Here is a 21,819-nt window from a genome sequence, read left to right as displayed (position 1 = left end):
TTTCGTCAATGCGTCGTGGTCCAGGCGATCACGGCGGTAACGGTCAGGATGCTGACCGCCGTAGAGATCAGTATCGAGGTCGAGACGCGCTGCGGTGCAACCCCGAAATGCTGTGCAAGGATATAGACGTTCCCCGCCACAGGAAGCGAGGCCGCCGCGATCATCACCCCCGCCTGTGCCCGATCCACCCCGTAAAGCACCAGCGCGGAAAATGCCACCAGCGCCGGATGCAGGACCAGCTTGCCCGCGCTGATCCAGATTGCCGTCGACAGCCGCTCGGCCGATCGTCCGGCCAGCGATGCGCCGATGGCAAACAGCGCCCCGGGGGTTGCTGCAGCGCCAAGCAGCGTCAGAAAGTCGTTGACCGGCGGCCAGAGAGACCGCCCGGTCGCCGCCCAGACCAGTCCGAGAACCATCGACACGATCATCGGGTTGCCCAGAAGCCCGAGCGCAAGGATCCGCAGCGTCTCCCACCGCATCCGACGTTCGCGCGCGGCGGTTATCATCAGGGTCACCAGCGTCGAAAAGACGATCATGTCGGTGGTCAGGACCATCAGTACCGGTCCCGCCGCTTGCTTTCCCATCAGCATCACCAGCATCGGGACACCCAGAAAGCCGGTATTGCCGGAGACCGTGCAATGGGCCTCCATCGCGGCCTCGTCCAGCCGGGCATGGCGAAGCCGCGAAATGGTGAATGCGAGTGCCCAAAGCACGAGCGACCCGGTCAGATAGGCCAGAAGGAACCGGGTCGAGAAGATCGCGGACAGCGACAAGTTCGCGGCAAAGCCGAACAGCATTGCCGAAAGCGCGAAGTAGAAGACGAAACGCGTCAGTCCGGCCACGGCTTCGGTCGAGATGAAGCGCGTCCGGGCCGCCACATAGCCCAAGCCGATCACGGCAAAGAAAGGCAGGGTCTTCAGGAGGATTGGCAGCATGTGCACTTCCGCGGCGGATCGATCTAGAGGCTATTCACGCTACCACCGGGGATGCAAGGCAACGGACGCCCGAATGGGCGCCATGCCGTTTCTTTGCGCAAGCGCCTTGCGGAAGGTGCAAGTTTGTCGCGACGGGCCTGATCGGCCTCAGCCGCCGCCGATCAGCACACCAGCCGCAAAGACTAGGGCGCCCCCCAGCACCACCTGGAAGGCTGCGCGCAGGAACGGAGTTTCCATATAGCGGTTCTGGATCCAGGCGATGGCCCAGAGTTCGATGAACACCACGGCAACTGCAATCGCGGTCGCCGTCCAGAAATCCGGGATCAGGTAGGGCAGGGCATGTCCCAGCCCCCCGATTGCCGTCATGATGCCCGAGGCAAAGCCGCGCTTGACCGGTGAGCCGCGCCCAGACAGGACGCCGTCGTCATGTGCCGCTTCGGTGAAACCCATGGAAATGCCAGCGCCAACCGCGGCGGCGGTGCCCACGAGCAGCGTCGTGTGGCTGTCCTGTGTCGCGAAGGCGGTCGCGAAGATTGGCGCGAGGGTTGAGACAGAGCCGTCCATCAGGCCTGCAAGGCCCGGTTGAACCCAGGTCAGGATGAACTGCCGACGAGCGCTGGCATCTTCGGCCTCACGTTCGCCTTCGCCGAGATGTCTCTGTTCCAGTTCGTCGGCCGTGCGTTCATGCCCCGCCTCGGCGGCGGCAAGATCGCCCAGAAGTCGCCGGGTCGCCGCGTCGGACGTCGCCTGGGCCGCGGTTTCGTAGAACCGCTGCGCCTGCTTCTCCATGTCGTGCGCCTCACCCCGCATCTGGTCGAGCGTCAGGTTCGTGGCCAGCCAGATCGGCTTGCGCGCGTAGAAACCTGCGACATGCTCGCGCCGGATCAGGGGAATGCGGTCGCCAAAGCGGGCCACGTGAAGCTCGATCAGCCGCTGGCGATGGATGTCTTCTTCTGCCGCCATGCCGTCAAAGACTGCCGCCGACCCAGGATATTGGTCGGCCAGCCGTGCCGCGAAGGTACGATAAATTCGCGCATCATCCTCCTCGGACGAAATGGCGAGGGCCAGGACCTCTTGCTCGGTCAGATCGGAAAAACGGCGGCGTTGGGTAAGCGCGGACAGCATTCGGAGCCTCAACTTGGAATCATTCTAAGATATCGGGATCACGACCATACGCAAGGGAGGGAACGCTCTGCCGGTGCGTCTTGAACTGCACTTGCCCAATGGGCACATCTGCATTGGGTTCCAGCCTTTGCACTATGGCGAAGCGGCCATCGCGACGACGAGTCGCTTGTCCGCAGGGGGATGGCTGATTAAGGTCGCGGCAGGAGACATGAATGGGCAGCGCCGAGCCGATCATCAAGCGCGGACGGAAATACGATCAGGTGTTGAACGGCGCCTGGCATGTTTTCCGTCGCGACGGTTTCGAAGGGGCGAGCGTTGACGACATCGCGCGCGAGGCGGGCGTGTCGAAGGCGACGCTCTACAGCTATTTCCCTGACAAGCGGCTTCTCTTCCTCGAAGTGGCGCGTGGCGAATGCTGCCGCCAGTCGCGTGAAACAGCTGATCTCATCACGGCGGGCACTGGGCCGCGCGATGTGCTGACGATCTGCGCCGGGCGGATGCTGGATTTCCTCCTTTCGGATTTCGGCCTGCGCATCTTCCGGATCTGCGTCGCCGAAAGCGATCGCTTCCCCGAAATAGGACGCGAGTTCTACGAGAACGGGCCGAAGATCATGCGTGCTCGTCTGGTCGAATACTTTCACGAGGCCGAGGACCGGGGCGAACTCCAGATCGAGGACAAGGAGTTTGCTGCCGGCCAGTTCCTTGAGCTGTGCAAGGCCGACCTCTTCCCGCGCCAGTTGATGGGGATGGGCCGCAAGATCACGCCGACCGATCGGGAGCGTGTGATAAACGGCGCGGTGGACATGTTCCTCGCTCGTTATGGCGTGGTTGCAGGCTAGGGGCGCTTCAGCCGAACCCCGATGTTCTTTCCAGATCCATCGACCAGATAAAGTTCGGGCTTAGACTCCAGATACAGTCGCCAACTGGCCCGTCCTGTTTCTTTTCGTTTGACCATCTGCTCCTGTGGCAGGCGATTTCCGAGATCGGTCAACAGGAGATGCGCAGAAGTTCCTCCGTGCTTCCGGCAGACTTCGTGGATCGCGCGATCAATGCGATTAAGTTTCGTCAGTTGGGGCCTTTCAGCCGGAGTCTGAGGTGCAGTGGGCATAGGTGCAGGCACGTCCACTGCTGGGGTGTGCGCGGGCTCAGATAGCGCAATGAACTCCGAGCACATCTCGCGGAATCGACGTGAGGCCGCGTCGCGGCCCATTCCGATCACCCGGAACCCACCCTCACGCAAGCGCAACGCCAAAGGTGCAAAATCCCCGTCCGACGATGCAATCAGGAAAGTGTCGGCTTTCCCGGAATGGGCTATGTCCATTGCATCGATGACAATAGAAATGTCCGCACAGTTCTTGCTGGCCGTGCTTCCAGTATGCAGTGCAGCAAACCGGTGATCGGCGGCCTAGTCCCTGAGCATCTGGACGTTGCCGTAGACCCTGCGGAAGCCGGCATCCCCGGCACGACCTGCATAATGGAGTATCGTATCGGCACAGCTCTGAGGGATGTTTTCGCCATCCACCAGCACGGCAACCCGGTTTTCCCTTGCAACACGGGACGCGGGTGAAACCAGATCGTGAATCATCAAAACCCCTAAATCACACCCAGACAATTCCGAAGAATTGCGGCGTTATCAGGGCGTCATCTGCTCAAGACACATCCCGCGCCAGGAGCTGGCCGCTTGGTCCCGCCTGCACCTCGAAGCGGCTCGACAGCTTCTTGATGAGGTCGGACAGCTTGGCGCTGCCATAGGTCCGGGTGTCGAAATCCGGATTGGCCTGAGTGAGATACTGGCCGATCTGACCGAGCGAATACCATTCGCCTTCGGGGTCGATGGCGCGCATGGCGGCTGCGATCAGCGGAATGGCCTTCGCCGGCGGCTCCTTGCCTGTCGGCTTCGCCACCGGCTCTGCTGTCTGCAACTCGGCTCCCGACGCCGATTCTGCGCGGGACAGTCCGCGCGCCGGTTCGTCGGCGCTGAGGTTCTCGACATAGATGAAGCGCTTGCAAGCCATGCGGAAGGCTTCGGGTGTCTTCTTCTCGCCGATGCCATACACGTCCAGCCCCTGTTCGCGGATCCGGGCGGCGAGGCGGGTGAAATCGCTGTCGGAACTGACAAGCACGAAGCCGTCGAACAGCCCTGAATGCAGGAAGTCCATCGCGGCGATGACCAATCCGATATCCGAGGCGTTCTTTCCCTTGGTGTTGGAAAACTGCTGGTCGGCCACAAGCCCAAGTGCCGCCACTTTGCGCGCCCAGACCTGCAGGCGCTGTGCCGACCAGTCACCGTAGATGCGGCGCACGCTTGCCTCGCCGAGACTGGCGATCTCTTCGAAGATCGCCTCGGCATAAGAGGCCGGGACGTTGTCGGCGTCGATCAGAACACAAAGTCGGGGGGCGCGGTCTTCGGCCATGGCAGATCCTTTCCGAAGGCTCGCCCCGTTCTGACCCAAAGCGGGCGGGTATGAAAGGGCGGATTTCGTAGGCGCTCGACATCCGGGCCGGGACGGGGTCTCTTGTCCGAGCACCAAGGAGGCCTGACATGAGCAATCCCGAAGCGACCGTGGCCCATATCGGGCTGAACATCCCCGATTTCGACCTGATGGGCTATTACGGCGCAAGCTACGGCACGATGAAGCCCTACCATCGTGTCGGGAACCTGCTGTTCCTGTCCGGTCATGTGGCCCAGATCGGCGCCGAGATCACCCATAAGGGACGGCTCGGCGCTACGCTGACGACAGAACAGGGTTACGCGGCGGCGCGACAGACCGGGTTGAACCTTTTGGGCGGTATCCGCCAGGCGGTTGGGTCGCTCGACCGCGTAAAGTCGATGGTGCGGACGTTGAACTTTGTCGTCTGCACCCCTGACTACGAAGAAGTCCACAAGGTCTCTTCAGGCCTCTCGGATCTGCTGGTCGAGGTCTTCGGGCCCGAGCGCGGATTAGGAGGGAGGGCGACAATCGGCGTGATGGCGCTGGCGAACGGCGTCTGCTTCGAGACCTGGGCGACAGTCGAGGTCGAGTAGGGACGGGCGGATCGCCTAGCGAGCCATCTCATGCAAGGTCGGTGCGGGCGCGTCGCTTGACGGCGCGCTGCCTTGCGGCCCTGCAAGTCCGATCGCGCGAGCAAACCGGCGGATGCGCGCAATCCAGGTGGCTCGACGTCCTTCGCGTAGGGCGGACAGATGGGCGAGCCGATGCTGGGCATGAATGTCCTTCGGGCGCCCGTCCGGATGATAGCGGGATGAAGCAGCAAGCATGTCAAGATTCAGATCATACATCGACTTTCGTCCCATGAGAGAATTCTGCTGCAAAATCTCATGAAAACTGAGATCAATCGAATCAGGAAATTCAATCGGACGAAAGTTCAACTTACGTGTCATCGCGCTGGCGAGACCTGCCGTCCCTGTCGTCGCTCCGGGCATTCGATGCCACGGCGCGCCATGGCGGTTTCGCCGGGGCGGGGCGTGCCCTGAACGTCACCCATGCCGCGGTAACCCAGCAGGTCAGGGCTCTTGAGGCGGAACTTGGTGTGCAACTCGTCCGCCGCGCCGGGCGGACTGTCAGCCTGACCGGCGCCGGTGAAAGGCTGGCGCAGGTTCTTGGCGAGGCGTTTGGGACCATGGCGACCGGGATCGACAGTCTGCGTCGCAGCGAGGCTCGACGCGTTCTGCGGGTAACGACCACCACCTTTGTCGCCGAGCAGACCATCATGCCGCGCCTGCCTGAGTTCTGGGCACTTCACCCCGAGGTCGAGGTTGCGCTGGTTCCCAACCCCTCCGTCGTCGATCTGGTAGAGGAGGGTTTCGATCTCGGTGTCCGGGTGCAGTCCGAAGGTGTGGCGGTGCCACCCGGCTTGGAGATCCGTCTACTTTGCCGCACACCGATCCTCGCGGTCTGCGCGCCGGACCTGATCAGGGATGGCCCGGTCGATCCGCATGACTTGCCCTGGATCACAAGCGATCACGGCTGGTCCTGGGACCGCGAGAACCTTCGGGCAGCTGGGCTAGATCCTGATCGGCTCAAGAAGATCCAGCTTGGCAGCCCCCATCTGGAAATGTCCGCAGCACGTCAGGGGCTGGGGATCAGCCTCGCCACCGAGATCATTTGCCGGCCTGATCTTGTCGCGGGGCGGCTGGTCGCTCTTCCTGTCGCAGGTCTGCCATCGGTCGACTATGCCGTGATCCTTCCCCGAGGCCCACGCCGCCCCGCGGTCGAGCATTTTGCCAGGTGGCTCCAGACGGTCTTTTTGTGAACGGGCCGCGCTGACCCTTGTCGTCAGCCTTCCTGAGGCGGTTCCACAGCCGCAGGCTCGCCATGTCCTGTCCAGGCCAGCAACAGGTCGTAGAAAACCGACAGTACGATCGGACCAAGAAACAGGCCTATCAGGCCGTAGCTGATCGTGCCCCCGAGAACACCGAGGAAGATCACCAGGGTCGGCGTGGCCAGTCCGCGCGACATGAGCAATGGCTTCAGGATGTTGTCGATCAGACCGATCGGGATCAGTGTCACCATCAGGAAGATCGCCCAGCCGACAGGCAGCGCGAACCAAGCCCAGATCAGCACCACTGCGATCACCGGCATGGCACCGATCTGCATGATGCCGAGCGCCAGGATCAGGAAGGCCGCAAGCCCTGCGGCAGGCACGCCAGCCACCTGCATGACTATGCCAGCGAGGATCATCTGGATCGCTGCGACGCCGACGACGCCCCGCGAGACATTGCGGATCGTTGCGCCGGCCATGTCGACGAATTGTGCGCCGCGCGGCTCGATCACTCGGCCGGCCAGACGCTTGCTCGCCTCGGCCAGCCGATGACCCGGCACGAAAAGGAAGCCCGCGAGCAGGACGGCGGCCAGAAAGCCCATCAGATCAAGTCCGACGCGGGCCAGGATACCCAGCACGGTTTCCCCCGCCGGAAGCAAAGTCGGGGCGATGCTTCGCAGGAAATCCTCGATATTGGTCGAGGCGAGATACCACATGTCATGAAGTTGGGGGCCGATCAGGGGGATGTCGGCGATCGTGTCCTTGGGGCGTGGAATGCGGAGCCTGCCCTGATTGAATGCCGTCACCTGTTCGCCGAGTGTCACGACAAGGTTCGAGGCGAGCGCAGCGATGGGCCCGATGACGACAAGGAAGGCGGCGGCGGTAACCAGCCCCGCGGCCAGAGGGGCGCGACCGCCGAGGCGCGGCGTAAGCCACTGATGCAGCGGTGACAGGGCCACTGCGATCACCACTGCCCAGACAAAGATGCCCAGGAACGGCTCGAGCAGTCGGAAGGCGGAGAAAACCAGAACGGCCAGAATGGACAGGCGGATCAGGAAATCAGTGACGCGGCCCTCCGGGGTTGCCGCCTGCAGGAGGTCGTCGAAGGGGTGTCTCTCGCCTTGGTTCGGCATTTCGCCCTCATTTCCCGGCGCAGGGGCAGTCCCCGGGCGCTGACAAGATTCTTGGCTATGGACCCGGACAGCCCTAGGTCGGCCCGCGCCTGTCCAGGCAGAAATGGCTTACAGCGTCACATGCTCTTGTCAGACAGCGGAGGCACCGCCCCGAAGCTCTGGTTCGGAGCGGTGCCAGATTTCAGAACACGACGACCGAGCGGATTGACTTGCCTTCGTGCATCAGTTCGAAGCCCTTGTTGATGTCTTCGAGTTTCAGGGTGTGGGTGATCATCGGGTCAATCTCGATCTTGCCCGACATGTACCAGTCGACGATCTTCGGCACGTCGGTCCGACCGCGCGCCCCGCCGAAGGCGGTGCCTTTCCAGACGCGGCCGGTGACCAGCTGGAACGGACGGGTCTGGATCTCGGCGCCCGCGGGGGCCACCCCGATCACAACCGAAACGCCCCAACCGCGATGGCTGCATTCCAGCGCGTCGCGCATGACCTTAACGTTGCCGGTGCAGTCGAAGGAGTAATCCACACCGCCGATCTGGTCGAAGGGGGTCTTGGTCATGTTGACGATATGCTGGACGATCGACCCGTCGACTTCCTTCGGGTTGACGAAATGGGTCATGCCGAAACGCTCGCCCCATTCCTTCTTGTCGTTGTTCAGATCCACGCCGATGATCATGTCGGCACCGGCCATCTTCAGGCCCTGGATGACGTTCAGCCCGATGCCGCCAAGGCCAAAGACGGCGGCCTTCGCGCCAGACTCGACATTGGCGGTGTTCAGCACCGCGCCGATGCCGGTGGTCACGCCGCAGCCGATATAGCAGATCTTGTCGAAGGGCGCGTCGTCGCGGACCTTGGCCAAGGCGATCTCGGGCACGACGGTGTGCTGGGCGAAGGTCGAGCAGCCCATGTAGTGATAGATCGGAGTGCCGTCGAGCATCGAAAAGCGTGTCGTGCCGTCAGGCATCAGGCCCTGACCCTGGGTCGCGCGGATCGCGGTGCAAAGGTTGGTCTTGCGGGACAGGCAGGACGGACACTGCCGGCATTCGGGGGTGTAGAGCGGGATGACATGGTCACCCGGCTTCAGCGTTGTAACGCCGGGGCCGCATTTGACGACGACGCCCGCGCCCTCATGCCCGAGGATCGAGGGGAAAATCCCTTCGGGGTCGGCCCCCGACAGGGTGAATTCGTCGGTGTGGCAGATGCCTGTGGCCTTGATCTCGATCAGAACCTCGCCGGCCTTGGGATCTTCGAGGTTCACCTCCATGATTTCCAAAGGATTGCCGGCGGCAACGGCAACGGCGGCCCGGGTACGCATTGGTCTTCCCTCCCTGTGCGTTTTGGCGGCAGAGTGCTGCAAAGCGGCCGGTCCTGCAACCTGCATCCGGAAAACATATTGCCGGGGCGGTCTGGCTGCACTCGATGAGCGGTGAGGAAAGGGGATTCTCTAGAATGATCAGGGTTCTGTTATCTGCCGCTGCGATCGTCGTGCTGGCTGGCTGCGTGTCGGAAAACTCATCGCCTTCCGCCGACCCGGGACCTGCGGGCCCAGATCAGTGCGGTGCGGTCGATCTGCAGAATCTGGTTGGCCGCCCTGTTTCGGATTTCGAGGCGCTGCAATGGACCAAACATCCCGCCCGGATCGTGCGACCGGGCGAGATGGTGACCCTAGAATACAGCGCTTCACGCCTGACGATCTGGACAGACGAAGGCGACAACATCAGTCGCCTGAGTTGTGGCTGATTGATTAACTCTTGTAGCTGCTGTGGCAGGCCTTGCAGGCACCACCGATGTCGCCCATGCCAGCCTTGATCCCATCAAGGCTGGAGCTATCCAGCGCCTCGGCAGCCTTGCCGAGCGCGGCAGCCTTTGCGGTGAAATCGTCCCAGTTCGCCCAGATCTCCGGCTTGGCTTCTGATGCTGGGTCTTCGGCCTGGTCCTTGAAGGCAGCGGGAATCTGACCGGCATCTTCGATCAGTTTCTGTTTCGCCGCTTCGGCTGCGGCTGCGTCGAAGGCGGCCTTGCCCGCGGCCATGTCGCCCAATGTCTTGGCGGCGCCGCCGTTCTGCTTCATCAGGTTCTTCCAGGCGATGACCGTGGGGTTTGTGGCCTCTACTTCGGCCAGGGCTGCGCCCCCGGTCAGGAGAATTGCGGCGGCGATGATCCTTGCTACAGACTTCAAAGTTACCTCCCTGATTCAAATATCGTGACGATAACCTGAATTGGTCATCGTGAGAACGACGTCTTGGGCGAGGAGTTCATCCCGGCCGATCAAGATATTTGTCGAACCATCGCCGTGGTTGACTGGAAGCCGAAGACAAGCCGGAGCGGCCCAATCGATTCCTGATGCAGGGCGCGAAAGCCCAGCCGCTCGTAAAGCGCCCGGGCCCGCCAGTTGCTGTCGATCACATCCAGGCGCACTTCACCGTAGCCGCGCGCCTGGGCCTCGTCGCAGATCGCCTCGACAAGCTGGCTGCCTATGCCCAGTCCGCGCGCCTCGCGCTGAACGCAAATGCCGTCTATCAGAAAGCGCTGGTTTTCGACGCTGCGGCCGAGCAGGCGAAGAAGGCCCGCTCGCCAGAGCGAGCCGGCCAACCCATAGACCGCCCGCAGATCGTCGGGGGTCCCTCCGGCAAAGGCTCCGTCGGCAGTCTTGAACCCCGCAAACCCGAGCAACTCACCCGCGTCGGAAAGAGCGATGATCGCATGGTCGCCCCGGATCGCGCGGGACAGGAAGAGCATTGCCCGATCCTCGGGGCCCATCACCAGACCCAGTTTGCCGCCAAAGGCTTGCCAGTAAAGGGCGGCGGCGGCTTCCCGATGTTCGCGGGGCAGGCCACGCAAGATTCGCACGGTCATGCCAGCACCTCCCGAAGAATGGAGGTATGGCCAGCGCCGAGGATCCAGCCTTCCTCACGCGCGATCGTGGGGACATCGAGCATTTGCTCCAGAACCCCTCGGTGCGAAGCCCGAAGCAGCGCGCGGGACAGGAGCCTCACCTGAGTTTCATCCTTGATTGGACCCGGGTGAGCACGCACTTCGGCGTCAAGAAGCGAGGGATAGACTTCGGCAAGCACCACCGGTCTTTCCGGGGCATCGAAGGGCCAGACCGACGTGTCGTGACGCTGAGACAGGCGATGGATCAGCGGCATCCCAGTCAGCGCCTGACTGCCGACCGAGCCAGTCGTGTAGAGTTTCCAGACCGGCTGTGTCCGGGGGATGAGCCGTTCCACCTGCCGGCGCTCCGACAGGCCGAGCGCCGGATAGTCCACCTGCTTGCGCGCGGGCAGATGTGGCAGGTCAAGATGGGCCGGGCGCCCCCAGAATGGACCGCCTCCTCCTAGCCGGGCGTTGATGCCATCGGCCAGCTGGAAGCGCGAGTTTCGGTTGTCAGGCCCATCCGCGAGGTGTTCAGCGATCCAGGCCCAGATGCTTTGGGCCGTATCGGTGCCGGTCAGTCGGGCGGCGAAGCCTGCTGGAAATCCGTGCGGGAAATCGAAGCCGACAAGAACACGCCCTCCCTTGGTGAGCAGGCGCTTGATCCTGTCGCTGATATCGGCTTCCGCCTCAGCTCTCGTCCGGCAATAGCGGGTCGCCTCGCCTTCCGCCGTTGCTTCCGCGACCCAGATCGCGTTGGCCGAAGGGCGGGCAGGTGTTGGCGTGCTGGCTGAGGACCAGTCGACAACGATCACCGCATCGAAGATCTGTTCACTCGCGGGCAAGTCCGGTCTCCCGCAGGATGAAATTGGCCACTTCGGCTGTGTCGTTCAGGTCAAGCGTCGGTACGGTCAGCACAGGAAGGGAAGAATTGGTGGCCACCGCCCGCACCATCGGATCGTCGGGCTGGATGAGTTCATGCCCCGCCTCGTGGCGGAAGACTTCGATCTTGGGATGTGCATCCCGCTTGTAGCCCTCGACCAGGATCAGATCGACCGGGGCGAGGCGGGACAAAACTGCAGCCAGGTCCGGTTCAGGGCCGCGATGCTCCACCAAGAGTGCAAGGCGCTGGGCCGATGCCAGCACCACCTCGCGCGCGCCGGCGGCTCGGTGGCGCCAGGTGTCCTTGCCGGGCTGGTCGAGATCGACTTCGTGATGGACATGCTTGACGGTCGATACCGAGTAGCCACGCCGGGTGATCTCGGCGACGAGTCGCTCGATCAGGCTGGTCTTGCCCGCGTTCTTCCAGCCGATGATGCCGTAGACCTTCATGGCGTTTCCCCGTCAGCGGGACCGCCGCGCATCATCGCCTCCGCGCAGAGCAGATCCTCTGGCGTGTTGAGATTCAGAAAGGCGCGTTCGTCGGCAAAGTGGGCGGGCGCCGCGCCAAGCCTGTTGGCAAAACCCTGCACTCTCGCCTCTCCGGCTGCCAGGGCAGCCCGCAGGTCATCTGCATGAGTCACGGGCCAAAGACCGGATGTCGGGTGCAGGCGGCCATCGCTTTCAGCTACGGCCACCCCGCCGGGCGACGTTTCTGCAGCCAGAAGAAGGCGCGGCACGAGGTCATCCGGCAGGAAGGGAGTATCGACAGCCGCAGTCACCACATGTGTCCCGCCAAGCGCAGCAGCCCAGTCCAGAGCAGCGAGAAGGCCCGAAAGTGGGCCTTGCGGTGCGGTATCCGCGAGGACTGGCAGGCCTGTACGGACGAAACGCCCCGGATCGCCATTTGCGCTGATCGCTAGCCGCTCGACTTGCGGTTCCAGGCGCTCGATGACGTGGAACAGGAGTGGCCGTCCGCCCAGCCGGATCAGGGCCTTGTCGGCGCCACCCATCCGCCGGCCCTGGCCGCCTGCAAGGATGACGCCAAAGATGCGCACGTTCCGCCCTCGCTCCCGTTTCCGGACCGGCTTAAGCGTTCGGGCAGATCACGTCCAGTATCGGTTCAAGGGCCATCCTGGGCCTGGACCAACAGGACGCCATGGTTCTTGTTGGCATCGGTGTCGGTGATGACCCGTTGGGTCACGCCGGGGAACTCGCCGAACTGCTGCATAAGCTTCTTTGGATTCCAGGTCGAACGGATCGACTCGAAGCCGGGAACACTTTGCAGGACACTCGACGTCGCGATGGTGCAGAACGACTTCTTGACCGCCCCATAGTTCAGCGCCGCCCGCAGGGCTGCCTCGGCCTGTTCTGGTGAAACGACCAGCGTCTGCTCGATTACGTTATACGTCTCGCGTGCATGGTAATCGATGTAGAAGTTCACCATCTTGTCTGTCATGCCGAAATGCACGTCGTTCCGCTCGGGGATGCGCGGATGCTGCCAGGTGCCAGCTGGATCGAACATGATCCGTTGAGAGCCATTGATCAGCAGCCCGCTGTGGGCGCCCTGATTGCGCTGAGAACCGACAACGGTGAACAGTGTGATCGAAGGCGGGCCGGGGGCACGGTAGGCTGCCTGAGCGACAGCCGCATCCGGGGCCCATTTCGGCTCGGCTGCGCAGCCTGCCAGAACCAGTGCCGCGGCAAGGCAAAGGATGAGGCGCCACATGGGGAGGATGGCGCGGATCAGGCGTTGGCCAAAGCGAGGAAGATCAGGACGGCAATGATGATGCCGACCGCCCAGGTCACCATCCGGACAAATCCCTCGAACGTCTTCTCGTGATCGCGGATATCCATCGTACCGTGCTTGTGCTCGATATGGTCGTGATGTGCCGCCATGATCGCAAGGGCTCCCTTTTGCCTGTTCGCTGCTTCACCCCTTAGCCGATCACGCACGGCCTGTCACGAGGATTGCCGCTTTGAAAATCAGCTTCGGTGCCAGAGCCAGGCCCCCTGACGATCGTCGCGCCGGACGACGCCGCTGCGCAGCAGATGGTTCAGATGCGCCACGGTCTCTGCAAGCGCCAGCGAGAAGCTTTCGGAACCGATCTCGCGTTTGAAGAGGGCTGGGAAGCACTCGATGGCAAGGCGAGGCTTGGACAGATGGTCGTGCAGCCGTCCAAGTGCGCTTTCATGGTTCTCGATCATCTGCGTCAGACGCAACGGCAGCCCGGTGAAGGGCAACTTGTGGCCAGGCAGAACCAGTTGGTCATGGGTCGCCAGCGGGCGGAAACGCTTGCATGACTCGATCCAGTCGCTCAGGGGATCGGCCTCGGGTTCGGTCGGATAGACCCCGATATTGGCAGATATCCCCGGAAGGAGTTGATCGCCGCCCAGAATCAGCCCGTCACTTTCCGACCAGAGTGTAATGTGGTCCGGTGCATGGCCGCCTCCCAGCAGAACCAGCCAGTGACGGTCGGCAAGCGTCAGGACGTCTCCCTCCTCGATGCCGAAGAAGCCGACAGGCATGTGCGCGACGCAATCGGCAAAGTTGAAGGGGCGCTCGACCATCCGCCGCGCGATCTCGTCATCGCTCATCCCGGCCCTGCGCCAGAACCGTAGCTGTTGCGGCGAAGGCGTTTGCTGTTCGTCGAGCACCAGCATCCGGGCGTAAAGCCAAGAGGTGCGCGTGGTCCATAGCTCTGCGCCCTGCGACTGGAACCAGCCGGCAAGGCCCACATGGTCCGGGTGGTGGTGGGTCACGATCACTCGTGCGACCGGGCGCCCAGCAAGCGGGCCATCGAGCAGCCGCTGCCAGAGCGCGCGGGTCTTTCGCGTATCGAGGCCGGTGTCGACCAGCGTCCAGCCGTCGTCATCGGCCAGTGCGAAGACGTTCACATGGTCCAGCGCCATAGGCAGGGGAAGGCGGATCCACAGGATGCCCTCTGCGACCTGGACGACTTCGCCCTCGGCCGGAGGCAAGTCAAAGGGAAAGCGAATGCCGCCCTCCTCGCGCATCTGTTCAGGCTGCAAGATCGGCAGCGGTCACGGCGTAGAGACCTTCAGCCCCCTCGCGCACTTCTGCCAGAAGTCCCTGATGCTCTGGCAGAAGGCGACGGATGGCGATCCGGGCCAGCGGCAGACGGGCATCATCAGCCAGGGCTGCCCGCAGATGCGCGTCGGAGCCAAGCACCCGAGCAAAGGCGCGCAGATAGGGAACCGCGCCGGCAAAGCGGTCGTTTGGGGCTCGGGTCAGAAGCCATTCCGTTGCTTCGCGCAGCGATTCCGCAGCGGCCCAGACATCGCCCGCGAGATCTGGCAGGCGCGCGCGCGCGCCCTCTGCGTGGTCCTGAACCTCCTGGATCAGACGGAACGCAGCCTCGCCCCCGTCCGACAGCTTGCGACCGACAAGGTCCATCGCCTGGATGCCGTTCGTTCCTTCGTAGATCGCGGTGATGCGCACGTCGCGCAGGTACTGGGCAGCCCCGCTCTCCTCGATGAAGCCCATGCCTCCATGTACCTGGATGCCGGCCTCGGCAGCGGCGATGCCGGCATCGGTGCCGAAGGCCTTGGCGATCGGCGTGAGCAGGGCGGCACGGGCATGCCATTCAGGCGCACCTGTTGCCTTTGCCATATCGAGCGCAACGGCGCAGGACAGCGCGATCGCGCGGGCCGAGAACAGATCGGCCCGGGTCGCGGCCAGCATCCGCCGGACATCCGCATGTCCGATGATTCCTGCTTCTCCGGTCGGCGTCGGCCCCTGGACCCGCGCCTCGGCATAGGTCAGCGCATGCTGCAGCGCCGCCTCGCCGACACCGACGCCCTGCGCGCCGACCGCCAGACGGGCGTTGTTCATCATGGTGAACATCGCGGCCATCCCCTTGTGCCGCGCGCCCACCAGCCAACCGGTCGCGCCATCATACTGCATGACGCAGGTCGGTGAGCCGTGGATGCCAAGCTTGTGTTCCAGGCTGACGACCTGCAACGCATTGCGCCGGCCTGGATTGCCTTGGGCATCGGGAATGAACTTCGGAACCAGGAAAAGGCTGATCCCCTTGGTGCCGGGACCACCATCAGGCAGCCGCGCCAGCACAAGGTGGCAGACATTCGAGGTCACGTCGCTGTCGCCCCAGGTGATGAAAATCTTCTGTCCGGTTACCGCAAAGGTCCCGTCTTCGTTCTCGACGGCGGTAGAGCGCAAGGCGCCGACGTCGCTGCCGGCCTGCGGCTCGGTCAGGTTCATCGTGCCCGACCATTCACCCGAGATGAGTTTCGGCAGGTAGAGTGCCTTCAGTTCGTCCGAGGCGTGATGCTCCAGAGCTTCGATCTGGCCCTGTGTCAGAAGCGGGTTCAGCTGCAGCGCGATGCAGGCCCCCGACATCATCTCGTTCACGACGGTGGCGAGCGTCATGGGCAGCCCCATCCCACCATATTCCGAGGTGGCCGCGACCGAGACCCATCCGCCTTCGGCGATGGCACGATAGGCTTCGGCAAAACCGGGGCTGGTGCGGACGATGCCATTCTCGAGGCGCGCCGGCGTCTTGTCGCCAGACCGGTTGACCGGGGCCAGTACTTCGTCGGCAAGCCGGGCCGCGCTGGTCAGGATCGCATCGACCATTTCCACGGTCGCATCGGCAAAACGGTCGGTCGCCGCGACCTGCGCAAAACCGACAATATGGTCGAGCACGAAACGATGATCGGCGACGGGTGCGCGAAATGCCATGTGAGTCCTCCGCTCCTGCCTTGGCAACGATGGATGCGCCGCGTAAGGCAGGTTGATACCGGGCCGACAGTAGTGATTGGCGGTCCATCCTCAAGGCCTACGCTACGTCAAATCATGCCAGTCACCGAAACCCTGCGACCCGATGAAGCCGGATTGAGCCGGGCAGCCGACCTGCTGCGAGCCGGCGAACTCGTCGCCTTCCCGACCGAAACAGTCTATGGCCTCGGTGGCGATGCGCGGTCGGACCTTGCCGTGGCGCGCATCTACGAGGCAAAGGGACGGCCGCGCTTCAACCCGCTGATCGTGCATCTGCCTGATGTCGATGCTGCCCGGGTTCTTGGTGACTTCGACCAACGTGCAGAGCGGCTTGCCTTGGCCTTCTGGCCGGGGCCTCTGACGCTTGTCCTGCCGCTGCGTCCGGACACCGGGCTGTCGCCCTATGTGACCGCCGAACTGCCCACGGTCGCCCTGCGCGTTCCGGCGCATCCTGTCGCAAGCGCGCTTCTCCGCGCCTTTGGCGGTCCATTGGCCGCGCCTTCTGCAAACCCTTCGGGACGCGTCAGCCCAACGCGAGCCGCCCATGTGATCGAAGGGCTAGATGGGCGGATCGCTGGCGTGGTCGATGGCGGGGCCTGTGCCGTGGGGGTGGAGTCGACCATCATTGGGCTCGACGGCCCTGCTGTTTTGCTGCGTCCGGGCGGCGTTCCGGCTGAAGCAATCGAGGCTGTTCTGGGGCATCCGCTTCAGCAAGGCGGCAGCACGGTCAAGCCGACTGCGCCCGGGCAGCTCGCCTCGCACTATGCGCCTGGCGCCGCAGTGCGTCTGACCGCCTCGCGCCCCGAGCCGGGCGAGGTCTGGATAGGATTCGGACCCGGTTGCGAGGACGCCGACCTGTCGCTGTCCGCGACAGGCGATCTGGTCGAAGCTGCCGCAAACCTGTTCCATCTGCTGCGCGAGGCTGATCGTCTGGCCGGGCCGGACGGGCGCATCGCCATCGCGCCAATTCCCGAAGCTGGTCTTGGCCGCGCGATCAACGACCGGTTGCGCCGGGCCGCTGCCCCCCGACCCTGATCGTCCTCTGTCCCTGGCAAAGATCGCCTCGGGGCCGGCCTATGGTCAGTCGGGCGCGGGCCCGCTCATGCGACCGGTCAGCCGCGCGTCGGCTGGAGCAATCCGCGCTGCACAGCCGGGCGGGCAAGGAAACGGTCCAGATAGGCCGGGACATTCCGAAGCCGCGACCAGCCGACCAGTTCGGCGGCCTTGTAGAAATCCCGCAGGCCGCGCAGCCACGGGGCGATGGCGATGTCGGCAATTGAATACTCGCCGGCGATCCACTCCCGCCCCTCGAGCGCCTTGTCGAGCACCTTGAGAAGACGCTCGACCTCGGCGCGGTAGCGCTCCTTGGGGCGTGGATCCTCGATTTCCTTTCCTGCATAGGTATGGAAGTAGCCCAGTTGTCCGAACATCGGGCCGATCCCACCGATCTGGAACATCAGCCACTGAATGACCTCATACCGGTTTGCCTCTGCCATGAACTTGCCGGTCTTCTCGGCCAGGTAGATCAGGATGGCCCCGCTTTCGAACAGGGCCAGCGGTTTGCCATCGGGGCCGTCCGGGTCAAGGATCGCCGGAATCTTGTTGTTGGGATTCAGCGACAGGAAGGCCGGGCTGAACTGGTCGTTCCTGCCGAAATCCACCAGATGGGCGTCATAGGGCAGGCCCATTTCCTCGAGTGCGATCGAAATCTTCACGCCATTCGGAGTGGGAAGCGAATAGAGCTGGATCGCGCCGGGCGTGCGAGGTGACCAGCGGTCCGTGATCGGGAATTGGGCGAGTACGGTCATTCTGTCTGCCTACTGAGGTTCCTTCTTGCCAAGCTAGGTACTGATTGGGCATCACCAAGACGGCGGATCTGTGGGTTTCTGCAGCGCCGCATGTGCGCGGATGTCGCCACGGAAGCGGGGCACCTTGAGGGATCGAGAACAATGTTGAATGAATTCAAAGCATTTATCGCGCGGGGCAATGTCATTGACCTCGCTGTCGGTATCATCATCGGTGCGGCGTTTACGGCAATCGTCAACTCCATGGTCAATGACCTCATCAATCCGATCATCGGACTGATCATCGGGGGTATCGACTTCTCGAACCTCTATTTCGTGATGTCTGGCACTGTTCCCGACGGTGCGAGCCTGCAGGCCGCACGCGACAGCGGTGCGGCGGTGTTCGCCTATGGATCGTTCCTCAGCGCGCTGCTCAACTTCCTCATCATCGCCTGGGTTGTCTTCCTGATCGTCAAGGCGGTGAACAAGGCCCAATCGACCCTGGTCAAGGCGAAGGCGGCCGAACCAGAAGCGCCCAAAGGGCCGACGCAGGAAGAACTGCTTTCCGATATCCGTGACCTGCTGAAGGCGAAAGCCTGACGCCGAAGCGCGGGGCCGCGTCTGGGCTGACTGGCCCGGTTGCCGTGTGAGTAGAAGCCTGCCGGCGGACTGTCGGCAGGTTTTCCTTTCCTGTGGAACATTATTGCTCTATGCTTCCATGTGAAAGGAATTTGCGATGCGCTCAGCCAGCAGACCACAGGACATGCCGGATCGCGGCACGATCCTGACCAAAGCTGCCATACGTGCGGCGGAGCGGCTCGACATCTCCGGGCGGCAGTTGGCCGACATCATCGGTGTCTCGGAAGCGCAGGTCTCGCGGTTCAGGAACGGCGAGGCCGCGTTGCCCGTCCATGGCAAGCCATTTGAGCTTGCGGCCCTTCTTGTGCGGGCCTTCCGTTCGCTTGACGCCATCACCGGCGGCGACGAAGGGGTGGCACGCGCCTGGCTCAACGCGCCCAATACGGCGCTTGGCGCGCGCCCCGCGGAACGGATCGTGTCTATACAGGGGCTCATCGATGTCGTCGCCTATCTGGACGCCAGACGTGCTCCGCTCTGAGGCGCGCCCCTTTGCCGGCCTCGCCTGGCGGCTGGTCGAAGCGCAGCATCGGGTTTCGACGCTCAAGCTCGTGGACAGCCTGCGGGAACATGACGTGCTCGAAGCGATCCTGGACGAGACCAAGCCTCCCGTCCCGGAAGAGTGCCGCCATCTTCACTATCTGCTGGCCACTCCATTCCGCTATCGGCCCTATCCCCGAGGGTCGCGGTTCCGGCGGGCGGGGATCACGCCGGGCGTGTGGTACGGGGCCGAACGCGCAGAGACGGCTGCCGCCGAAATGGTCTTCTATCGCTTTCTCTTCTACGCCGAGAGTCCGGACACGCCTTTTCCGGATGGTGCCGCCGAATACACCGCTTTCTCGGTTGAACTGGCGAGCCCCTTGGCGCTGGATCTGACGCAGGCCGCGCTCGCCCACGAGGCCAAGCAATGGACCCATCCGACCGACTACGGCCCGTGCCAGGACCTTGCCGATGCCGCGCGTGGCATTGGTGCCGAGATCCTTCGCTATCAATCCGTCCGCGACCCGGAACAGCGGGCCAATGTCGCGGTCCTGACGTGCCGGGCGTTCCGCAGCCCCGGTCCAATCGACTTGCAGACCTGGCACATCCGTATCGGACCGACCGGCGCACAGGCTTTGCGCGAGCACCCTCGGCTAGGCATCGAGTTTGACCCCGCGGCATTTGCTGGCGACCCGCGCCTCGAAGGGATGAACTGGAACCGCCCCCGGGGTCGGTAACAGTGACGCAGAACGCAAAAGGGCCGCGGAACGCTCCGCGGCCCTCTGTAGTTCTCCGGCATCCGCCTCAGGCGGCGAGCGCCGTTTTCGGCTCGATAACCGGCAGGTTCAGCGCGGCGCCGACAGCGCCGTAAGTCAGCTTGCCGGCATGCACGTTCAGACCGTTCAGCAGGTGCACGTCGTCGGCGCAGGCCTTCTTCCAGCCCTTGTTGGCCAAAGCCATCATGAAGGGCAGGGTGGCGTTGCCGAGGGCCAGCGTCGAGGTGCGGGCGACGGCGCCCGGCATGTTGGCGACGCAGTAGTGCATGATGCCGTCGACTTCGTAGATCGGGTCCTGGTGGGTGGTCGCCCGCGAGGTCTCGAAGCAGCCGCCCTGGTCGATGGCCACGTCCACCAGCGCCGCGCCGTGCTTCATCGTTGCGAGCTGAGCGCGCGAGATGAGTTTCGGAGCAGCCGCACCCGGGATCAGCACAGCGCCGATCACCATGTCGGCCTCGCGGATCAGCTCGGCGGTGTTGCCGGCGGTCGAGTAGACCGATTTGAAGTCACGACCGAACACGTCGTCGAGGTACCGCAGGCGGGGCAGCGAGCGGTCGAGCACGGTCACATCCGCGCCCATGCCGGCCGCGATCTTCGCTGCGTGGGTGCCGACGACGCCGCCGCCAATGACCACGACCTTGGCCGGAGCAACGCCCGGGACGCCGCCCATCAGCACGCCGCGGCCACCATTGGCCTTTTGCAGGGTCCAGGCACCGACCTGCGGCGCCAGGCGACCGGCGACTTCCGACATCGGGGCCAGCAGCGGCAGGCCACCGCGGTCATCGGTGACGGTTTCATAGGCGATCGCGGTAACGCCAGAGTCCAGAAGGTCCTTTGTCTGCTCGGGATCGGGCGCCAGGTGCAGGTAGGTGAACAGGACCTGGCCTTCGCGCAGACGCTTGCGCTCGACGGCCTGCGGCTCCTTGACCTTCACGATCATTTCGGACGATGCAAAGACCTCTTCCGCGGTCGGGACGATCTTGGCGCCGGCAGCGACATAGTCAGCGTCCGAGAAGCCAGCGCCGATACCGGCGTTGGTTTCCATCAGCACGGTGTGGCCGGCATTCACGGCCTCGCGGGCGGCGTTCGGGGTGATGCCGACGCGGAATTCCTGCGGCTTGATCTCTTTCGGGCAACCGATCTTCATTTGGGGACGCTCCCTGCAAAACTCTCTGGCGATCATTCTGCCCCAGATGGCGCGCGAGTGCTTTGAATTCTTGATGGCGAAGATGCCGCGTTCTGGTAAGATTTCCGGCGGTATGTCGATATGGCGGGAAATTATTGCGCGATGATTGAACTAGACGCGACAGACAGGCGCATACTCGCCGCATTGCAGAAAGACGGACGCATGACCAATGCGCAGCTTTCCGAGACGGCAAACCTTTCTCCGTCGGCCTGCCACCGTCGCGTGCAGCGGCTTGAGGAAGAGGGGCTGATCGACGCCTACGTGGCCCTGCTCGATGCGCGCAAGCTTGGCCGGCCGACGACTGTCTTTGTCGAGATCACCCTGTCCGGCCAGGCCGACGAGGTTCTGGAAGCCTTCGAGCGCGAGGTGAAGCGCATACCCGACGTTCTGGAATGCCACCTTATGGCGGGCTCGGCGGATTACCTGCTCAAGGTCGTGGCGCAGGACACGGACGACTTTGCCCGCATCCACCGGCAGTATCTGGCCCGGCTGCCGGGCGTGGCACAGCTTCAATCCTCTTTCGCCCTTCGGACCGTGTTCAAGACGACGGCGCTGCCAGTCTGAGGGACGGATGTGCCGTCCGTCGACCGCACTGCTTCCATACGACATCCAGACCCATGTCATGCGACCGTTACATGGATTCGATAATTCCCGAAATATGGATGAATCGCGCGCCTCGCTCGCCTTTGCGGCCCTTGGTCAGCCGACACGCCTGGCGCTTTTCCGCCTGCTGATGCAGGACGGTAGCGACGGGATCGCGGCGGGACAGCTGGCCATGCAGCTCGAGGTCCGGCCGAATACCCTATCGACGCATCTGGGCATCCTGTCGGAAGCCGGGCTCATCAGGTCTCGGCGCGACGGACGATCCATCCTCTACACCGCCGATCGCGACGGTCTGCGCCTGCTTCTTGGCTGGCTCCTGCAGGACTGCTGCGGCGGACGTCCCGAAATCTGCAACGCGGTCCTGAACGAGATCGCCTGCGCCTGCTGAG

29 protein-coding genes are annotated in these 21,819 nt (G+C 63.6%); 10 read left to right on the top strand and 19 right to left on the bottom strand.

Annotated features, from left to right (window positions below; all coding sequences use genetic code 11):
* Positions 1-5: 5 nt before the first annotated feature.
* A complete protein-coding gene (locus L0V05_RS02485; RefSeq protein ID WP_234868164.1) occupies positions 6-935 on the bottom strand; it encodes an AEC family transporter in 930 nt (309 codons plus the stop codon).
* Between the two features lie 147 nt (positions 936-1,082).
* Entirely contained in the window at positions 1,083-2,060 is a 978-nt protein-coding gene (gene mbfA / locus L0V05_RS02480) for an iron exporter MbfA (protein ID WP_234868162.1), read from the bottom strand.
* 212 nt (positions 2,061-2,272) lie between these two features.
* Here mbfA and L0V05_RS02475 point away from each other — a divergent pair, with 212 nt between their 5' ends.
* Complete coding sequence (locus L0V05_RS02475; RefSeq protein ID WP_234868161.1) at positions 2,273-2,899, top strand: TetR/AcrR family transcriptional regulator; 627 nt, start codon at positions 2,273-2,275, stop codon at positions 2,897-2,899.
* Here the strand turns inward: L0V05_RS02475 and L0V05_RS02470 are convergent.
* The 3 genes from L0V05_RS02470 to L0V05_RS02460 form a co-directional block, all read right to left on the bottom strand.
* A complete protein-coding gene (locus L0V05_RS02470; protein ID WP_255683638.1) occupies positions 2,896-3,441 on the bottom strand; it encodes an NYN domain-containing protein in 546 nt (181 codons plus the stop codon). The genes L0V05_RS02475 and L0V05_RS02470 overlap by 4 nt on opposite strands.
* A 24-nt stretch (positions 3,442-3,465) precedes the next feature.
* The gene (locus L0V05_RS02465) at positions 3,466-3,645 is read right to left on the bottom strand and encodes a PIN domain-containing protein (RefSeq protein ID WP_234868157.1); all 180 of its coding nucleotides are present in this window, start codon (positions 3,643-3,645) and stop codon (positions 3,466-3,468) included.
* Positions 3,646-3,709: 64 nt separating this feature from the next.
* Complete coding sequence (locus L0V05_RS02460) at positions 3,710-4,474, bottom strand: NYN domain-containing protein (RefSeq protein WP_234868155.1); 765 nt, start codon at positions 4,472-4,474, stop codon at positions 3,710-3,712.
* Positions 4,475-4,602: 128 nt separating this feature from the next.
* Here L0V05_RS02460 and L0V05_RS02455 point away from each other — a divergent pair, with 128 nt between their 5' ends.
* Positions 4,603-5,085, top strand: coding sequence for a RidA family protein (locus L0V05_RS02455; protein ID WP_234868153.1), 483 nt, complete (start codon positions 4,603-4,605; stop codon positions 5,083-5,085).
* A 15-nt stretch (positions 5,086-5,100) separates the two neighbouring features.
* Here L0V05_RS02455 and L0V05_RS02450 read toward each other — a convergent pair whose 3' ends face one another.
* Positions 5,101-5,442, bottom strand: coding sequence for a hypothetical protein (locus L0V05_RS02450; protein ID WP_234868151.1), 342 nt, complete (start codon positions 5,440-5,442; stop codon positions 5,101-5,103).
* Here L0V05_RS02450 and L0V05_RS02445 point away from each other — a divergent pair.
* Entirely contained in the window at positions 5,436-6,314 is an 879-nt protein-coding gene (locus L0V05_RS02445) for a LysR substrate-binding domain-containing protein (protein WP_234868149.1), read from the top strand. The genes L0V05_RS02450 and L0V05_RS02445 overlap by 7 nt on opposite strands.
* A gap of 23 nt (positions 6,315-6,337) precedes the next feature.
* Here L0V05_RS02445 and L0V05_RS02440 read toward each other — a convergent pair whose 3' ends face one another.
* Together L0V05_RS02440 and L0V05_RS02435 are read right to left on the bottom strand one after the other, a co-directional pair.
* Positions 6,338-7,456, bottom strand: coding sequence for an AI-2E family transporter (locus L0V05_RS02440; RefSeq protein WP_234868147.1), 1,119 nt, complete (start codon positions 7,454-7,456; stop codon positions 6,338-6,340).
* Positions 7,457-7,637: 181 nt separating this feature from the next.
* On the bottom strand, positions 7,638-8,768 hold the full coding sequence (locus L0V05_RS02435) for an S-(hydroxymethyl)glutathione dehydrogenase/class III alcohol dehydrogenase (RefSeq protein ID WP_234868145.1): 1,131 nt from the start codon (positions 8,766-8,768) through the stop codon (positions 7,638-7,640).
* A 134-nt stretch (positions 8,769-8,902) separates the two neighbouring features.
* Here L0V05_RS02435 and L0V05_RS02430 point away from each other — a divergent pair, with 134 nt between their 5' ends.
* On the top strand, positions 8,903-9,193 hold the full coding sequence (locus tag L0V05_RS02430) for an I78 family peptidase inhibitor (RefSeq protein WP_234868143.1): 291 nt from the start codon (positions 8,903-8,905) through the stop codon (positions 9,191-9,193).
* A 4-nt stretch (positions 9,194-9,197) separates the two neighbouring features.
* Here the strand turns inward: L0V05_RS02430 and L0V05_RS02425 are convergent, their stop codons facing one another.
* The 9 genes from L0V05_RS02425 to L0V05_RS02385 form a co-directional block, all read right to left on the bottom strand.
* A complete protein-coding gene (locus tag L0V05_RS02425) occupies positions 9,198-9,632 on the bottom strand; it encodes a c-type cytochrome (RefSeq protein ID WP_234868141.1) in 435 nt (144 codons plus the stop codon).
* 89 nt (positions 9,633-9,721) lie between these two features.
* On the bottom strand, positions 9,722-10,309 hold the full coding sequence (locus tag L0V05_RS02420) for a GNAT family N-acetyltransferase (protein ID WP_234868139.1): 588 nt from the start codon (positions 10,307-10,309) through the stop codon (positions 9,722-9,724).
* Entirely contained in the window at positions 10,306-11,172 is an 867-nt protein-coding gene (locus tag L0V05_RS02415; protein ID WP_234868137.1) for a molybdopterin guanine dinucleotide synthesis, read from the bottom strand. Before L0V05_RS02415 ends, L0V05_RS02420 begins: the two co-directional genes overlap by 4 nt.
* Positions 11,159-11,659 carry a molybdopterin-guanine dinucleotide biosynthesis protein B gene (gene mobB, locus L0V05_RS02410; protein ID WP_234868135.1) on the bottom strand — a complete coding sequence of 167 codons (501 nt, stop codon included), beginning with the start codon at positions 11,657-11,659 and terminating at the stop codon, positions 11,159-11,161. The genes L0V05_RS02415 and mobB overlap by 14 nt, the downstream gene beginning before the upstream one ends.
* A complete protein-coding gene (gene mobA / locus L0V05_RS02405) occupies positions 11,656-12,264 on the bottom strand; it encodes a molybdenum cofactor guanylyltransferase MobA (RefSeq protein WP_234868132.1) in 609 nt (202 codons plus the stop codon). The genes mobB and mobA overlap by 4 nt, the downstream gene beginning before the upstream one ends.
* Positions 12,265-12,329: 65 nt before the next feature.
* A complete protein-coding gene (locus L0V05_RS02400) occupies positions 12,330-12,935 on the bottom strand; it encodes a hypothetical protein (RefSeq protein ID WP_234868130.1) in 606 nt (201 codons plus the stop codon).
* A gap of 17 nt (positions 12,936-12,952) precedes the next feature.
* Positions 12,953-13,105, bottom strand: coding sequence for an aa3-type cytochrome c oxidase subunit IV (locus L0V05_RS02395; protein WP_234868128.1), 153 nt, complete (start codon positions 13,103-13,105; stop codon positions 12,953-12,955).
* A gap of 87 nt (positions 13,106-13,192) precedes the next feature.
* Positions 13,193-14,224 (bottom strand): MBL fold metallo-hydrolase, encoded by a 1,032-nt coding sequence (locus L0V05_RS02390; protein WP_234868125.1) that lies wholly within the window; start codon positions 14,222-14,224, stop codon positions 13,193-13,195.
* A 4-nt stretch (positions 14,225-14,228) separates the two neighbouring features.
* Entirely contained in the window at positions 14,229-15,929 is a 1,701-nt protein-coding gene (locus L0V05_RS02385; RefSeq protein ID WP_234868123.1) for an acyl-CoA dehydrogenase, read from the bottom strand.
* 114 nt (positions 15,930-16,043) lie between these two features.
* Here L0V05_RS02385 and L0V05_RS02380 point away from each other — a divergent pair, with 114 nt between their 5' ends.
* Entirely contained in the window at positions 16,044-17,000 is a 957-nt protein-coding gene (locus L0V05_RS02380; RefSeq protein WP_234868121.1) for an L-threonylcarbamoyladenylate synthase, read from the top strand.
* 77 nt (positions 17,001-17,077) lie between these two features.
* On the opposite strand, the gene L0V05_RS02375 is transcribed toward L0V05_RS02380, so the two are convergent.
* Complete coding sequence (locus tag L0V05_RS02375; RefSeq protein ID WP_234868119.1) at positions 17,078-17,773, bottom strand: glutathione S-transferase N-terminal domain-containing protein; 696 nt, start codon at positions 17,771-17,773, stop codon at positions 17,078-17,080.
* A 141-nt stretch (positions 17,774-17,914) separates the two neighbouring features.
* On the opposite strand from L0V05_RS02375, the gene mscL reads away from it, so the two are divergent.
* The 3 genes from mscL to L0V05_RS02360 all read left to right on the top strand — a co-directional run bounded on the left by mscL (position 17,915) and on the right by L0V05_RS02360 (position 19,602).
* Positions 17,915-18,349: a large conductance mechanosensitive channel protein MscL gene (mscL, locus tag L0V05_RS02370; protein WP_234868117.1), complete on the top strand. Its 435-nt coding sequence runs from the start codon at positions 17,915-17,917 to the stop codon at positions 18,347-18,349.
* A 136-nt stretch (positions 18,350-18,485) separates the two neighbouring features.
* A complete protein-coding gene (locus L0V05_RS02365) occupies positions 18,486-18,866 on the top strand; it encodes an antitoxin Xre/MbcA/ParS toxin-binding domain-containing protein (protein WP_234868114.1) in 381 nt (126 codons plus the stop codon).
* Positions 18,826-19,602 (top strand): RES family NAD+ phosphorylase, encoded by a 777-nt coding sequence (locus tag L0V05_RS02360; RefSeq protein ID WP_234868112.1) that lies wholly within the window; start codon positions 18,826-18,828, stop codon positions 19,600-19,602. The genes L0V05_RS02365 and L0V05_RS02360 overlap by 41 nt, the downstream gene beginning before the upstream one ends.
* A gap of 67 nt (positions 19,603-19,669) precedes the next feature.
* Here L0V05_RS02360 and ald read toward each other — a convergent pair whose 3' ends face one another.
* On the bottom strand, positions 19,670-20,788 hold the full coding sequence (gene ald, locus L0V05_RS02355) for an alanine dehydrogenase (protein WP_234868110.1): 1,119 nt from the start codon (positions 20,786-20,788) through the stop codon (positions 19,670-19,672).
* Positions 20,789-20,932: 144 nt separating this feature from the next.
* On the opposite strand from ald, the gene L0V05_RS02350 reads away from it, so the two are divergent.
* Together L0V05_RS02350 and L0V05_RS02345 are read left to right on the top strand one after the other, a co-directional pair.
* Positions 20,933-21,391, top strand: coding sequence for an Lrp/AsnC family transcriptional regulator (locus L0V05_RS02350; RefSeq protein ID WP_234869177.1), 459 nt, complete (start codon positions 20,933-20,935; stop codon positions 21,389-21,391).
* 94 nt (positions 21,392-21,485) lie between these two features.
* On the top strand, positions 21,486-21,818 hold the full coding sequence (locus L0V05_RS02345; protein ID WP_234868108.1) for an ArsR/SmtB family transcription factor: 333 nt from the start codon (positions 21,486-21,488) through the stop codon (positions 21,816-21,818).
* Position 21,819 lies beyond the last annotated feature (1 nt).

Origin of the sequence: Alitabrizicola rongguiensis, assembly GCF_021491355.1 — a bacterium.
Lineage (GTDB): Bacteria > Pseudomonadota > Alphaproteobacteria > Rhodobacterales > Rhodobacteraceae > Aliitabrizicola > Aliitabrizicola rongguiensis.
This window is presented reverse-complemented; position numbering and strand designations above follow the sequence as displayed.

Excerpts from the sequence above, each read along its gene's own strand:
- L0V05_RS02485 (WP_234868164.1), bottom strand. The coding sequence starts at position 935 with ATGCTGCCAATCCTCCTGAAGACCCTGCCTTTCTTTGCCGTGATCGGC.
- mbfA (WP_234868162.1), bottom strand. The coding sequence starts at position 2,060 with ATGCTGTCCGCGCTTACCCAACGCCGCCGTTTTTCCGATCTGACCGAG.
- L0V05_RS02475 (WP_234868161.1), top strand. The coding sequence starts at position 2,273 with ATGGGCAGCGCCGAGCCGATCATCAAGCGCGGACGGAAATACGATCAG.
- L0V05_RS02465 (WP_234868157.1), bottom strand. The coding sequence starts at position 3,645 with ATGATTCACGATCTGGTTTCACCCGCGTCCCGTGTTGCAAGGGAAAAC.
- L0V05_RS02460 (WP_234868155.1), bottom strand. The coding sequence starts at position 4,474 with ATGGCCGAAGACCGCGCCCCCCGACTTTGTGTTCTGATCGACGCCGAC.
- L0V05_RS02455 (WP_234868153.1), top strand. The coding sequence starts at position 4,603 with ATGAGCAATCCCGAAGCGACCGTGGCCCATATCGGGCTGAACATCCCC.
- L0V05_RS02450 (WP_234868151.1), bottom strand. The coding sequence starts at position 5,442 with ATGACACGTAAGTTGAACTTTCGTCCGATTGAATTTCCTGATTCGATT.
- L0V05_RS02440 (WP_234868147.1), bottom strand. The coding sequence starts at position 7,456 with ATGCCGAACCAAGGCGAGAGACACCCCTTCGACGACCTCCTGCAGGCG.
- L0V05_RS02435 (WP_234868145.1), bottom strand. The coding sequence starts at position 8,768 with ATGCGTACCCGGGCCGCCGTTGCCGTTGCCGCCGGCAATCCTTTGGAA.
- L0V05_RS02430 (WP_234868143.1), top strand. The coding sequence starts at position 8,903 with ATGATCAGGGTTCTGTTATCTGCCGCTGCGATCGTCGTGCTGGCTGGC.
- L0V05_RS02420 (WP_234868139.1), bottom strand. The coding sequence starts at position 10,309 with ATGACCGTGCGAATCTTGCGTGGCCTGCCCCGCGAACATCGGGAAGCC.
- mobB (WP_234868135.1), bottom strand. The coding sequence starts at position 11,659 with ATGAAGGTCTACGGCATCATCGGCTGGAAGAACGCGGGCAAGACCAGC.
- L0V05_RS02400 (WP_234868130.1), bottom strand. The coding sequence starts at position 12,935 with ATGTGGCGCCTCATCCTTTGCCTTGCCGCGGCACTGGTTCTGGCAGGC.
- L0V05_RS02395 (WP_234868128.1), bottom strand. The coding sequence starts at position 13,105 with ATGGCGGCACATCACGACCATATCGAGCACAAGCACGGTACGATGGAT.
- L0V05_RS02390 (WP_234868125.1), bottom strand. The coding sequence starts at position 14,224 with ATGCGCGAGGAGGGCGGCATTCGCTTTCCCTTTGACTTGCCTCCGGCC.
- L0V05_RS02385 (WP_234868123.1), bottom strand. The coding sequence starts at position 15,929 with ATGGCATTTCGCGCACCCGTCGCCGATCATCGTTTCGTGCTCGACCAT.
- L0V05_RS02380 (WP_234868121.1), top strand. The coding sequence starts at position 16,044 with ATGCCAGTCACCGAAACCCTGCGACCCGATGAAGCCGGATTGAGCCGG.
- L0V05_RS02375 (WP_234868119.1), bottom strand. The coding sequence starts at position 17,773 with ATGACCGTACTCGCCCAATTCCCGATCACGGACCGCTGGTCACCTCGC.
- mscL (WP_234868117.1), top strand. The coding sequence starts at position 17,915 with ATGTTGAATGAATTCAAAGCATTTATCGCGCGGGGCAATGTCATTGAC.
- L0V05_RS02365 (WP_234868114.1), top strand. The coding sequence starts at position 18,486 with ATGCGCTCAGCCAGCAGACCACAGGACATGCCGGATCGCGGCACGATC.
- L0V05_RS02360 (WP_234868112.1), top strand. The coding sequence starts at position 18,826 with ATGTCGTCGCCTATCTGGACGCCAGACGTGCTCCGCTCTGAGGCGCGC.
- ald (WP_234868110.1), bottom strand. The coding sequence starts at position 20,788 with ATGAAGATCGGTTGCCCGAAAGAGATCAAGCCGCAGGAATTCCGCGTC.
- L0V05_RS02345 (WP_234868108.1), top strand. The coding sequence starts at position 21,486 with ATGGATGAATCGCGCGCCTCGCTCGCCTTTGCGGCCCTTGGTCAGCCG.